Origin of the sequence: Mucilaginibacter sp. NFR10 (assembly GCF_900100445.1) — a bacterium.
GTDB classification, from domain to species: domain Bacteria; phylum Bacteroidota; class Bacteroidia; order Sphingobacteriales; family Sphingobacteriaceae; genus Mucilaginibacter; species Mucilaginibacter rubeus.
Genome location: NZ_FMTV01000001.1, coordinates 805,324 through 819,160, shown reverse-complemented (window position 1 = coordinate 819,160; position 13,837 = coordinate 805,324). Strand labels below are relative to the sequence as shown.

The 13,837-nt window shown below is 42.3% G+C and carries 12 protein-coding genes; 6 read left to right on the top strand and 6 right to left on the bottom strand.

All coding sequences use genetic code 11. From position 1 onward, the window contains the following. Positions 1-138: 138 nt before the first annotated feature. Together BLP33_RS03510 and BLP33_RS03505 are read right to left on the bottom strand one after the other, a co-directional pair. Positions 139-1,098 (bottom strand): radical SAM protein, encoded by a 960-nt coding sequence (locus tag BLP33_RS03510; RefSeq protein ID WP_256382329.1) that lies wholly within the window; start codon positions 1,096-1,098, stop codon positions 139-141. Positions 1,099-1,194: 96 nt separating this feature from the next. Next, the gene (locus BLP33_RS03505) at positions 1,195-2,697 is read right to left on the bottom strand and encodes a B12-binding domain-containing radical SAM protein (protein WP_090524914.1); all 1,503 of its coding nucleotides are present in this window, start codon (positions 2,695-2,697) and stop codon (positions 1,195-1,197) included. Positions 2,698-3,007: 310 nt separating this feature from the next. Here BLP33_RS03505 and BLP33_RS03500 point away from each other — a divergent pair, with 310 nt between their 5' ends. The 3 genes from BLP33_RS03500 (at position 3,008) to BLP33_RS03490 (ending at position 6,150) form a co-directional block, all read left to right on the top strand. Next, positions 3,008-3,760: a class I SAM-dependent methyltransferase gene (locus BLP33_RS03500; RefSeq protein ID WP_090524912.1), complete on the top strand. Its 753-nt coding sequence runs from the start codon at positions 3,008-3,010 to the stop codon at positions 3,758-3,760. Next, entirely contained in the window at positions 3,747-4,904 is a 1,158-nt protein-coding gene (locus BLP33_RS03495) for an amidohydrolase family protein (RefSeq protein WP_090524910.1), read from the top strand. Before BLP33_RS03500 ends, BLP33_RS03495 begins: the two co-directional genes overlap by 14 nt. 145 nt (positions 4,905-5,049) lie before the next feature. Then, complete coding sequence (locus BLP33_RS03490) at positions 5,050-6,150, top strand: glycosyltransferase family 4 protein (RefSeq protein WP_090524908.1); 1,101 nt, start codon at positions 5,050-5,052, stop codon at positions 6,148-6,150. 33 nt (positions 6,151-6,183) lie between these two features. Here the strand turns inward: BLP33_RS03490 and BLP33_RS03485 are convergent, their stop codons facing one another. Further along, positions 6,184-7,245, bottom strand: coding sequence for a glycosyltransferase (locus BLP33_RS03485; protein WP_090524906.1), 1,062 nt, complete (start codon positions 7,243-7,245; stop codon positions 6,184-6,186). After that, positions 7,238-8,827: an ATP-binding cassette domain-containing protein gene (locus tag BLP33_RS03480; RefSeq protein ID WP_139159917.1), complete on the bottom strand. Its 1,590-nt coding sequence runs from the start codon at positions 8,825-8,827 to the stop codon at positions 7,238-7,240. Before BLP33_RS03480 ends, BLP33_RS03485 begins: the two co-directional genes overlap by 8 nt. Before the next feature lie 297 nt (positions 8,828-9,124). On the opposite strand from BLP33_RS03480, the gene BLP33_RS03475 reads away from it, so the two are divergent. From BLP33_RS03475 to BLP33_RS03465, 3 genes are all read left to right on the top strand, one after another. After that, positions 9,125-10,516, top strand: a complete 1,392-nt coding sequence (locus tag BLP33_RS03475; RefSeq protein ID WP_090524901.1) for a sensor histidine kinase — start codon at positions 9,125-9,127, stop codon at positions 10,514-10,516. Between the two features lie 63 nt (positions 10,517-10,579). Further along, the gene (locus BLP33_RS03470) at positions 10,580-10,957 is read left to right on the top strand and encodes a response regulator (protein WP_090524899.1); all 378 of its coding nucleotides are present in this window, start codon (positions 10,580-10,582) and stop codon (positions 10,955-10,957) included. Further along, positions 10,957-12,000: an adenylate/guanylate cyclase domain-containing protein gene (locus BLP33_RS03465; protein ID WP_175489916.1), complete on the top strand. Its 1,044-nt coding sequence runs from the start codon at positions 10,957-10,959 to the stop codon at positions 11,998-12,000. The genes BLP33_RS03470 and BLP33_RS03465 overlap by 1 nt, the downstream gene beginning before the upstream one ends. A 300-nt stretch (positions 12,001-12,300) precedes the next feature. Here the strand turns inward: BLP33_RS03465 and BLP33_RS03460 are convergent, their stop codons facing one another. Further along, a complete protein-coding gene (locus BLP33_RS03460; RefSeq protein ID WP_090524894.1) occupies positions 12,301-13,179 on the bottom strand; it encodes a YitT family protein in 879 nt (292 codons plus the stop codon). A gap of 12 nt (positions 13,180-13,191) precedes the next feature. After that, a complete protein-coding gene (locus BLP33_RS03455) occupies positions 13,192-13,767 on the bottom strand; it encodes an HD domain-containing protein (RefSeq protein ID WP_090524892.1) in 576 nt (191 codons plus the stop codon). Positions 13,768-13,837: the final 70 nt, after the last annotated feature.

Here is a 13,837-nt window from a genome sequence, read left to right as displayed (position 1 = left end):
TCTTGAGAGGGGGCGCGTGAGGCTGTGTAATTGCAGGGTGTGTTATTCCGCATGCGAGCAATCTTGAAAGAAACGCCCCCCCTACATCCCTCTCAAGAGGGAATCGCACAAATCCCGTGCTGTTATAATTTCTATTTATCAATCCAACCTCGCCAGCGGTGATAAATTAAGCGAGCATACACATTTAACACAGGTAGGGTCATTAGCCATATCCAGTGTTTTGCGAAAATTGATCGCCTCTTTGCTGTTCAAAATATCATTTAATGAATTATCCCTGATGTTACCTATCGCCTCATGAAAAAAGCAAGGCCTTACCGCGCCATCAGCCTCAATCACTGCCGACACCCATGGTGCATTACACTTTTTAAACGGGAATGCATTATGGCCATAAAAAGCAGCATAATAACCATAAATATCCCGGATCTTAGCCGGAGATTCGGCAATGAACCTGTTGGCAAAATCGCTTTTATTAGCCAACACCTGGTTTGTCATTTCCTGAAATTCGGCAAGTTCATTTTCAGTCGGTAGTATCTCATGTTGCCGAGGCTCGGCCCATGCAGTTTGGCGGTTAAAGGCATGGCTGCTCACATCGGCAGGTAAAAAGCTCACCTGGTCAATACCCATTTGCCTTGCCGCTTCAATAATGGCCGGCCAATTCCTGAAATTTAAACGGTGAATTACGGTACGGGCTGTAATGCGGTATTGGGGTTCGAGAGATTTAATGTACTCCACTCCCTCCTTCAATTTATTGAATGCCCCTGGAACATTTCGGATGGCATCATGTAAAAGTTCATCGCCATCTAAAGAAACAATCAAATCATCAATCCGTCTTAAAATATCGAACGCGTTTTTCTTGATAGACAAACCTGTCGACAGCAGCGTAACCTTGATCTTTTCAGCACGCAAAATTTCGCAAAGCCTGAAAAAATTGGCATTCAGCAACGCCTCCCCACCCGACATCAATACCTGCTTTGTACCAAACTTTCGTAAAGCGCCTAACAGATCAGTTATATCTGCTTCGGTAAGCTGCTTCAGGTTTTTATTATCCTTCCAGATATCGCACATTACGCAACGGCAGTTGCAGGCACTGTGCGGCATCAAAATCACGATGGGTAGCGCAGCGACGCGGTGCGTTTGCAATGTGCGGAGACGCTGAAAGGTATGATATAACGATTGGCCTGTCATCTGCATAAATTAAAATCCCTGTATTTCGGGTTGCCTGTAACGCCAAACCTTTTGTAGCAACTTTATTTCATAAGGATAATGGTACATGCTCGCCTTATAGCGCATGGTAGCTACCAGTTTAATGGCCATACGTTTAATCATATTGAGCCTGATATCCGTTACCGTTGGATACACCCCGTTCAGCACCGTTTCAAAATTCCTGATCTTATCGATCATTTCCGGTGTAAGCCATGGCGTGAGCGGATTTTTACGAAGATCAAAGGCTTCCCATGCCGGGCTTATCCAGTCCTCCAGTGTTTCGGGAAAACGGAAGCCGCTTTTCATTACCTGCTTAAACAATTCTGACCCTTCCGTAGGCACAGGACTGTAGGTATAAATCACGATCTCGGTTTTAGGGTTAACAGCCTTTACCTTTTTTATAAAGTCTATTTCAAAATCAATTTGCGACTGAACCTGTTCCTGGGTTGGCGCCGGAGTGCCTAATACAAAAGAATATTCGGGTATGATGTCAAACTTTTTAAGACGTTCGGCAAACTCAATGATCTGGTCGCCTGTTTGCGTTCCGCCCTTATCCATCTGTTCTAAAATGGCATTGTTACCACTTTCGGCTCCGAAAAAGATGATCTTACATCCTGATTCGCGGATTGCAGCGAGGGATGAATCTTTAAATTTCGACATGGTATCGATACGGGCCATACCCCACCAGGTCATGTTTTCGGGTTTGATTAAACGGGCAAACTCAACCGCGCGCTTTTCTGATACAAAAAAGTTGTTATCATGAAACTCAATGGCATCTGCACCCCATTTATCTTTAATATATTTTACATCCTTGTAAACATTCTGAGCTGATTTTGCCTTCCACCTTGCCTCATATATCGGCACTACAGCACAAAAGGAGCAGGTGAAGGGGCAGCCGATACTGGAGTGATAGGCCATTGTTTTTTCGCCCAGATAGGTTTTACCCAAAAACTTGGTAATGGGATAAAAAGTGTTCAGCTTATCATATGGTAAAGGCGGCAGATTATCCTGGTCTAAAAGGTCCTCCTTAGCGGTTTTGATAATCTTACCATCGGTTGCTTTATAGATGAGGTTGCGGATAAACTCATAAGGTTCGTTTTTCTCCAGGGCATCAATCAAGGCGGGGAAAGCGTGATCACCAGGCCCGTTGATAATAAAATCGACATAACCGGAATATAAAACCGCGTTAGGCTGATTTGATGGAAAATACCCGCCCCAGATCATTTTGGTATTGGGATATCTTTGCTTTATAGTTTTTGCCGCAGTAATAGCCTGTTTTAACTGCGGACCGGGCATAACTGTAAACCCAAAGTATTTAAACTCGCCGGTGCTTAAATAGCTATCTATCTTAATCATAGGGTCATGCTCACAATTGCCGTCAACAATTACCCAGTCATATTTTCCATCAACTGAAGCCGCTATATTTAGTATCGAATTAGGTATGCGATACTTGTTATTTGCACTGCGCGGGTTAAATAATAATATCTTGTTCATCTGTTAGTATCAATACTTTGCTTTCAATCCCCCCCGGCAATGGGTTTATCTTTTAGTTTAAGCAGCCTGTAAAGCACCCCTGCCATTACAAAGTCTGCACACAAAATAAAACCCACTGCCATACCCAATCACAAATGGGGGGATTGCCCATTCAACAATTAATCTGAGCTTCTACACTATCACTTTCACACTAATAAATACGCCCTGGCTTTCACACAGGTTGCCTGCCTTTATAAATAAAATAGCTGGCAACCATTATTATTTAACGGCCGTATTTGCTGATATAAGATGTTACTAATATCCCGCAATTGTGATCCAAACTGTAAAAAATTATATTAAGCAGCGCTTTTTCCCGCCCAATATCATAGAGAAAAACTCGGTGGATGCCTACGATATCTGGGCCGAGCATTATGATGCGCAGCCAGGTAACCTCATGCTCGATTTGGATGAAGTTTTGTTTCCCCGCCTGGTTACGGATACAGTTATCGCCGGTAAAAACGTGGCCGATATTGGCTGCGGTACCGGCAGGCATTGGGAAAAAATGTTTGCGCTAAATCCAGGGCGGTTAACCGGCTTTGACACATCTGCCGGGATGCTGTCCCGTTTACAGCAAAAGTTTCCATCGGCAAATATTTACCGCATTACCGACGACCTGTTCGGTGACATGTCATCGGGGAGTTTTGACACCATAGTTTCAACCCTTACCGTTGCGCACATCAAAAATATTGAAGTTGCCTTGCAGGCCTGGATGCGGATCCTAAAACCGACCGGCGACATCATCATTACCGATTTCCATCCGCAGACACTGGCAAATGGCGGCAAGCGGACATTTAAACATGGCAGCAGTTTTATAGCTGTCGAAAACTATGTGCACCCCGTAAATACTATTAAAGATGCGCTGCTGAACAATAGCTTTATACTGGTTGCCGAAGAAGAAATTAAAATAGATGAAACCATGAAGCATTATTACGCCAATAAAAACGCGCTTCATGTTTATGATAAGTATAAAGGCTTTCCCATTATTTACGGGCTGCACTTGAGGAGAACTGATGGTACTGAATAATGTGATGATACCGGGAAATGATGCCGTGGTAAGCATAAGTATAAGTGAGGGTAAAATAAAACAGGTTTCCCCTTCACATACTGATGACCGCGAACAGCTGACCTTTGTGGATGCCATTGCCTTTCCGGGCCTGATCAACTCGCATGACCATCTTGATTTCAATCTTTTTCCGCAGCTTGGCAATAAAACCTATGAAAGTTATACCGAATGGGGAAAACACATTCACCGCGTTTACGCTGATGAGATTGCATCTGTGCTAAAAATCCCTATTGCCCTGCGCGAGCGCTGGGGTGTTTATAAAAACCTGCTTTGCGGCATTACTACAGTAGTAAACCATGGCGAAAAAGCTACCATAAATGATCCTCTCATCACCATATTTGATAATTGCCAGAGCATCCATTCTGTCCGCTTTGAAAAAAACTGGAAAAAACGGCTCAATAACCCGCTTAAAATAAATAAACCGGCTGTGATCCATACAGGCGAGGGCACAAACGATATCGCCCATACCGAAATAGATGAACTAATTAAATGGAATATCCTTAAGCGTAAGCTCATCGGGATCCATGGAGTAGCTATGGATCCTCAACAAGCCAAACATTTCGAAGCCGTGGTTTGGTGCCCCGAATCAAACTATTTTCTGCTTAATAAAACAGCGGCCATTGATGAGCTAAAAAGCAAAACAACGATTTTATTTGGCACAGACAGCACACTTACCGGGCATTGGGACATCTGGCATCACATTCGCCTTGCGCGTAAAACCCAAATGCTTAATGATGATGAATTGTACAGCTCTCTTACTTCATCCCCTGCCCAAATCTGGAAACTAAATAGTGGCAGCATTATCAACGGATTTGATGCGGATATTATAATAGCTAAAGCAAAAGACAAAGCCGGTTTGCAGGCTTTTTATGATATAACACCCAATGATATTTTACTGGTGATGCATAAGGGCGTGATTTTGCTGTTTGATGAGTCGCTTTACCACCAGCTTACCGGTATCATTAACCAAAATTACAGCAAGGTTTTTACCGGCAATCATTTCAAATACGTGATGGGCGATATCCCTGGTTTGATAACCGAAATAAAACGATACAAGCCGGATGCCGTTTTTCCTATACCCTATCCAGCCCTGCCAGCAGCATGAATATCGTAAAAAAAATATGGTCAAAATCGAAACGCAAAGCGATTTATTTAAGCGGTGGTGGATGCCACGTTTTGGGCCTGGATAAAGACCTTGATACCGCTAAATAAAAATAGCGTTTGCTTTTGCCTCCATTGATGCTTTTTAAATGAGATACGTTTTTGCCAGTTATGTGTACACCAAAGAGTTTAACCAGCCACAGGCCTGGTTAAAGCGCATTAACATGTATACCGGCATATTAGATGCCCTTGCCAGAAGCAACGAGGTGATCAGCATTGAACAAATTAATTACGAAGGTGAATTGACACAAAATGGCGTTAACTATCATTTCAGAAGATACCCAAAAGCAGCGCTCAAATATTTTCCATGGGCTTTGCATTTGTATATTAAAAGCCTGAAACCCGACGTGGTAATAGTACATGGTTTGCTTTTCCCCTTGCAGGTTATCCAGCTACGGCTTATGCTTGGCCGCAAAGTAAAGGTCATTGTACAAAATCATGCTGAAAAACCTTTTACTGGTATAAAAAAAATACTTCAGCGGGCAGCCGACCGGTTGGTTAACGCCAACTTGTTTGCATCGCATGATATGGGGATGGAATGGATTGCCGCCGGCAACCTCAAATCGCCCGGTAAAATACATGAGGTAATGGAGGTTTCCTCTGTTTTTTATCCTATAAGCCGCCTGGAAGCCAACTCCCAAACGGGTGCAAAAGGCAAACCGGTGTTTTTATGGATAGGCCGCTTAAACGAAAATAAAGACCCGTTAAATGTAGTGAGAGCCTTTTTGAAATTCGCCGAAAGTTCGCCCGGGGCAAAGCTCTTTATGATCTACCATACCGAAGAGTTACTGCCGAAGATCAACGACTTATTAAACTCATCACCAAATATAGAAGCTATTGAATTAATTGGCGAAGTACCACACGCCGATTTATTATACTGGTACAACAGTGCCGATTTCATCCTCTCCGGCTCACATTATGAAGGTAGCGGTACCGCTATTTGCGAGGCCATGTCATGCGGATGCGTGCCGTTGGTTACAGACATCCTTTCGTTCAGGATGATCACTAACAATGGGGAATGCGGCGTATTGTATGAGCCGGGAAATGAAGCTGCATTGCTTGCTGCGCTCCTGCAAACCACACAAATGAATGTTGCAGAAAAGCGGAGATTATCCATTGAATATTATAATCAAAACTTATCGTTTGAGGCTATTGCCGAGAGGGTTGAGGGGATAGTGCAAAGTCTTTAAGCACTGCTTGCTTTTAGCAGTCGCAAATCCAATCTATTGTTCAAACACCTCCATCATCTTCCTTACATTATCCCTGATCTCATAAACCAATACATTTTTCCTCACCAAATCCGGTTTATCCAAAACCCAACGGATAGTTTGCCCGACTTCTTCCATATCGTTTACAATATGCCAGTTGGTAATACTATTATCCATCGGTTTAACAAAACTTACTACTTCAGCTCCCGCATACAGGGCTTCAAGGCAAACAGCGCCGAAGCCTTCATATTCCGAAGGGTGAAATAACACTCTTGAGCGCTGCATCATTTTAAGCACTTCATGATGCGGTAGTTCGCCCGCAATGGTTATGTTACTTTCAAGTTGCTTTGATTTAATCTGTTTTAATAATTTTTCCTTTTCCGGGCCATCGCCGCATATCACCGTTTTTATATCCGGGTAATATTGCTTCAGCATGGCAACAGCTTCAATAAACAGGTGAAACCGTTTCAAGGGAATAAGCGACCCTACCCCTGAAATATGAATGTCTTTTCCGGCAGATAAATCAGCAAATAATGAAGTATCTATTCCCACCGGGATAACATTCAGTGGTCTTACCTGGTAATTTTTAGCGAACTCACGTACAATAAAATCCGACAGCGCTATCAGTTCCTCTCCTTTTGGCTTTATCCACTTAGCATATTTGTTCCCGGCTTTAGCATCCTGCCCCAGCATCCAGCAACGGTGCTTAATATTTTTTATCCAGGCAAAATAATGACCAACCAAAGCACATTCGCCAAGCCAAAAGCTTAGCAAGCCCATTATTTGGTATTCCTTGCTTAAAAGCCCTAAAGCTCGCCATACTTTTAGCCAAATATTCAGCCTGAATAATTTACCACGGCTTCTTCCTCCAAAACTGATCACCCGTACACCATGCCAATCATATTCGGCAGCGAAAAAAGGATATTGAAAACTTAGCACAGTGATATGCAATTCCGGATTTTCGGCTTTTAATGCCCGTACAAAAACCTGTTGAGGCGGTAAACAGGTAGTATCGGCTTCGCTTTCGGGGAACCCGGGGCTCAGGATAAGCAATGCTTTTTTACGGTTATCATCCATTGGGCGAGATCACTTTATTACAGATAGCCAGGCTGGCCTTGTTATGGGTGATCAGGATGATCATTTTTCCCTGCCGGACCAGTTGCTGCAATTTGGTTAACAATTCATTTTCCGCATCCGCATCCATTTCGCTAAACGGCTCATCTAAAATTAACAGATCATGATTATGATAAAGCGCCCGGGCCAGCATGATCCTTTGGCGCTGACCGCCGCTGATGTTTTTGCCGTTTTCGGTAATAACTTTAGCTGTGCCTTCTGGGTACTCCGCAACCAGCTTATCTAAGCCGCAAAACTCCAGTACACTGGTCAACTTTTGCTCATCGGCAGTTTTATCGTCAAGTATGATGTTCTTTAGGATAGTATCATATATAAGAAACGGTTGTTGTTTAACCAGGGAGATGTTTTTACGGTAAAGCCGGCGCATTGGCGCGGCAGCAATTTTATTGTTTATATAAATGCCCCCTTCGGCCGGCTCCAAAAAACCGGTTAACAGGTTAATGATAGTAGTTTTCCCCCTGCCTGAATTCCCCGAAATGCCCATAATATCACCGGGAGTTATCTCAAGGTAAAGCTCATCCAAAACAGTTTTGTCCGGATAACTGAAACTTACTTTTTCAAGTTTCAATGACCAAATCTGTTCGTCAACAACCTCATTAACCTGTGGTTTATCATCTTCTTCAATGATCAAATCGGCCAGGATAAATTCATAGGTCTTCATTTGCCCGCTGCTGTTCAGTATCTTTACAATACCTGGGATGATCTTATATGCTGCCGCCACAAAAATGCCGATAGTCAGAATACTAACCACCGGAGTATCGCCCGTTAGTTTATTTACAGCGATGAGGATAAAAAAACCCAGAACGGCAAATACTTCCATCAATCGTGAAGGCAGGTTTTGCCAGGTTTGCTGTGAAGCTATATTTTGATTAAGCTGCTGTTGGTAGCTAAAAAACCGGCGACTGAAGAAATCATTTTTTTGATAAATATTGCTCTCCACGTAACCTGATAAGGATTCGTTTAAATGCTGTAGCGTTTTTTCACTCACGATTTTGATCTGCCCCCTGATAAATTTTAGCCTGGTTTTAATGAACCAACCCAAAGCCGCAACAGGCGGCAGCAGCAACACAAACAACAAAACAAACAAGGCCGGGTGATAGAACATAATAGCCCCAATAGTAAAAAGGATCAATACAGTTTGTGATATTATTAGCTGAAAATTAGTGAGCATATAATGGCTAAATTCGATAGGTTGCTGGCTGATTCGCCGGGTATGTACTGATGAATCGATGTGGATGAACTGATCAAAACCTGCATCAAGGTATGTTCGGATATTACGTTCGGATAATCTCGAAGCTACCTGGTAAAAAAAATGATGCTGCGCGTTTTGGGCAAAGAACCCGATGCAATTTTTTATCGCGAAAAGCACAAGGAAGATCCCGATAAGCCACAGCGATTTATTATCGACAAAACTGGCCGATAAAAAATTATAGTTAGTCCTTATGCCTTGCTGTGTATAAAAATTAACCATTAGCAACAGCATTGCTAAAAAAGCAACATCCAAAAGGGCGACAATAATGTCCACAATGATTAACCTGGCAAGCCTCCGCTTTTCAGATTGACTAAGGATGAGCAGAATACTTTTTAAAACTTGCTTCAAGAGGATGATAAAACAATTAAAACCAGGTTCATCACTGGTTTCATTATTAACTACGTTTTATACAGCTTTAAGGTTGCTTTATAAATGCGGGATAAAACACCAAAGCAATTAAAATAGATTGTTTAATCTGTTACTCTTGATAAATTACAGGCATAGTTTAATAATCTCTATAAAATTGTTAAATTTCGGCTTCGCATTTATAAAAGAAGTAAAACAACCTTCATGAGTTTAGAACCTTTCCTTGCCGTATTTGTGATCACTCAATTCAGGAGGCACCTGAAGAATGACGGGCTGCTAACCAAGTGGAACAAATACCTTAACATAGGCTATTATATTGCTATAGCAATCTTCATATTCGGTGTAAGTTTTGATCATGGAGAAAGGCTGACCACGATAATATCACATCTGTTCTTTTTAGGGGTTGTCATATCACCCTATTATATCGAAGATTTGAAATCGGGCAAACAACTTGCCTTCGCATTGATCCCTTATGCAATTGCCGGCTTGATACAAGATGTATTAGAAAAATGGTTCCCTAATTTTTACGAAAACCACGATAACCTGATACAAAGCCTGGTAATGTTCTCGCTTATCTGGGCATTTTCGCTTTGGCTCATCAGCCGCAAACAAACCAAAGCACTTGAAAATGAACGCAAACAACGCTTTGCCGAGCAGGAGCAGAACCGCATGATGGCAGCCATGAAGGTAAACCTTGAAAGCGAAGTTCGTGAGCGCACAGCCGAACTTACCCGCCAAACAGAAGAATTACAGCAAGCCCTGTCCGAACTTAAAAGCACTCAGGCGCAGCTGATCCAATCGGAAAAAATGGCCTCACTGGGTGAACTCACCGCCGGTATTGCCCATGAAATTCAGAACCCGCTGAACTTTGTAAACAATTTTAGCGAAGTAAGTATCGAACTGCTTGAGGAGCTAAAGGACGAGGTACTTGATAAACTGCCCGACGACGTAAAGGAAGATGCCGGCGATATTATTAACGACATTACCCAAAACCTAAGTAAAATAAACCAGCACGGCAAGCGTGCTGATGCCATTGTCAAAGGGATGCTGCAGCATTCGCGTGCTACAACGGGTAAAAAGGAGCCCACAGATATCAATGCGCTTGCAGATGAATACCTCCGGCTGAGCTATCACGGTCTGCGTGCCAAGGATAAATCATTTAATGCAGGCATGAAAACCAGTTTTGATCCTGATCTGGGTAAAATAGAAGCTATTCCGCAGGATTTGGGCCGCGTACTGCTTAACCTGTTTAACAATTCGTTTTACTCGGTAACCGAAAAGAAACGGATTTTGGGAGAAGGGTACGAACCAACCGTAACAGTTAATACCAAAAAGGTAAAATCGCCATCGGGTGTTAATATGGTGCAAATTACGGTGGAAGATAATGGTACGGGCATCCCTCAAAAGGTTCTGGATAAAATTTACCAGCCCTTTTTTACCACCAAGCCTACCGGGCAGGGCACCGGGCTTGGTCTTTCCATGAGTTATGATATTATCACTAAAGGGCATGGTGGCGAACTTAAGGTTGAAACGGCCGAAGGCGAATTTGCGCGGTTTGTAATTTGCATCCCTGTTGGCAATGTTGCCCAAAGTTAAACGCGGGTAATTTTTGCGTTTAACCACTAATAAAACCACACAAAAATTTAACTTTGAAGTACTATGAAAATACTTGTTGTTGACGACGAGGCCGATGTTCAACCCTTGTTTTTACAACGTTTCCGGAAAGAGATCAAAAGCGGCGGGATAGAGTTCAACTTCGCACTATCAGGTGAAGAGGCCCTTCATTTTTTGGAAGACCACCACTCGCAGGTCATACTAATTTTATCTGATATCAATATGCCGGGTATGAGCGGACTTGAACTATTGCGCAACATCAGGCAGCATTACGAAAAACCACCGCCGGTAGTGATGATGATCACCGCTTACGGCGATGATGAAAACTATAAACAATCAATGGAACTTGGAGCCGACGACTTTTTAACCAAGCCGCTTGATTTTAGCAACTTAAAAGACAAACTTAAACACTTAGAACAATAATGGCCAAGATACTGGTAGTAGATGACGAGCAGGACCTGGAATTACTGATCAGGCAAAAATTCAGGAAAAAGATACGGGAAGGCGTGTATGAATTTGTATTTGCCCAAAATGGTTTTGAAGCATTAACTCAACTGGCCTCCCACCCCGATATTGATGTAGTTTTAAGCGACATCAATATGCCGGAAATGGATGGACTAACCCTGCTTACCAAACTGCCCGATGCTAATCCTATATTAAAAGCAGTGATGGTTTCTGCATATAGCGATATGGATAATATCCGCACGGCCATGAACCGCGGCGCATTTGATTTTGTTTGTAAGCCGGTAAACTTCGAAGATCTTGACATTACTATTGAGAAAACTTTACAACACGTTATCGAACTTAAGAAAACCATGCAGGCCATTAAGGAGAACAATATCCTGCGGATGTATGTGGATGAAAATGTACTTAACTTCATGACCCATAAGGAGTTTGAGAACAGCCTTTTGAGTAATGAAACTATCGAGGCAACTGTGCTATTTATTGATATCTGCGGCTTTACCGCCATAACCGAGCATGTTGCCGCCAATACGGTTGTAGGTATGATCAATAAGTACTTTGATGTAATGGTACAGGAGATCATTGCCCAAAACGGTCATATTGATAAGTTTATGGGTGATGCCGTAATGGCCGTTTTCCGCGGTGAATATCACCTTGACCGCGCTATTGACGCAGCCCTCGCTGTTCGCGATAAAATGCACGAGGCCGATGAAATCCAGGCGGGTGATAAAACTTTCAAGCCTTCTGTTTCTATCGGTATCAATTCGGGCGAGATGATCTCAGGCAATATTGGTTCGGCCACATTAAAGCGGCTCGATTATACAGTAATTGGCGATGCGGTTAACCTGGCCCAGCGCCTCCAAACCGTGGCACAAGCCAACCAGATCATTGTAAGCGCCGATGTTTATGAGCAGGCAAAAGGCTCTTTCGCCCTTACTAAAATTGGCGAAGTAAGTTTGAAGAATAAATTAAAGCCGGTTGAGATTTACGAGGTGATTGATTAATAAAAATAACTACCGCGGGTTTAGCATAGTGTAACCCGTGTAGCATCATTGAAGTTTCCAACTTCATCCATCCCATCACTTAAACTATAGATAACGAACACATGGCAAGAATTGGCCGTTGTTGGTGTTCTAATCTTTTGCGCTTAAACTGGAAGCTTAAGTAATGCCCACTCCGGGTTACGCTCCGCTAAACCCGAAGCAGCTTTGTTATTTAACAGCAATGCCATCCTTTTGGGATGGCATTGCTGTTTTTCGCGGTAAACGACTTATGACTTGAAACTAAATACTTAGAACTTCCAATTAATGATCCCTTACCTTCTTCTTCAACACTCCGCCTGCGGCTTCTTTAATACTACTTGTAAAAACGAATGCCTTTGGGTCAATGCCATGTACGAGGTTTTTTAACCTGCGTACTTCCAAACGGGTTACTACCGTAAAGATGATATCAACCGGTTGATGAACATCAAAACTTTCTTTCATAAAGCCACGTTCACCTTTGTAAATGGTGATCCCGCGACCGAGTTCCATAACCAGTCTTTCTTTAATAATCTCACTTTGGCCCGAAATGATATTTACAGCCGTATACTCCTCTAATCCGTCTATTACAAACGTTATTGTTCGTGATGCAGTGTAATAAGTTAAAATAGAATATAATGCTGTTTGTAAACCCAACTCAACGGCTGCTATCAGGAAAATAATAATATTGATACCTAAAATAATTTCGCTAATGGTGAAACTACTGCGTTTTAAGGTGTATAAAGCTAATATCTCGATACCATCCAACGCGCACCCTCCACGAATGGATAGCCCCACGCCCAGGCCCATAAATACGCCACCAAAAATAGACACCAATAGTTTATCCTGAGTTATTACTGGGTATTCTATAAATTGTAAACATAAGCCAAGTCCAATTACACAAGCAAGCGTTTTTAGTGCAAATGATTTATTAACCTGGAACATGCCCATGATAATAAAAGGGATGTTGGCTATGATGATTACATAAGCTATGTTGAAATGATACAGCTCGTGAAGAAGAAGAGAAATACCGGTTACCCCGCCATCAAAGAAACTGTTAGGTACTAAAAAACCTTTTAGGGCGAACCCACAGAATAAAATGCCGATAATTACTGTGACTACGTCTTTCAAAATTTCTTCAATTTTTAAACCCGGTTGTGTCATTAATAGCAGTATTTAAATTTTTTTTGTGATAATTTTCAAATGCTCGTTTTTACCTTCAGCCCTGAGCCTGAGTGCTGTTTGGGTGAAGTAATGATGGCTTTGCAGGAACTTCACCTGCTGCCTGTCCCACTCCAATTCCGATTCAAGGTGATCTGTAATTACAAGTTCCGAAAATAACCTTTTACTAAGGATAAAAAAATCATTTCGGCCCAAATAATCTAAATCAGCATCACAAATTATCTGGCCTAAATGATTGTGAGGGTTTTGCGGCATTTTGGTTGCCATAATAATATCGCAAACCTGCTCAATTTCGTCACTCGTATAACCAAAATCAGGCAGATATTGCCTAGCATTTTTGCATGAACCAGCCTCGTGATTCACCTGGCCGAACAAAAAACCTGAATCATGATAGTAAACGGCCGTAAGTAATAGCTCCAATTCGTCTTCGATTATCCCCTCACCCGTCGCAATTTGTTTTGCAGCAGTATAAACATCAAGCGCATGATCAGCATTATGGTAATGAAAATGTTCGGGGAGTTCTTTCTTTATTTTGTCGAGGATAAAGTCCCCGGCTTGTTCTACTTGCATTCAGTATTTATAATAGGCGCTAATATATTAATTTGAGGGATACTGATATTAGCAAAATTCAAAACCGCGA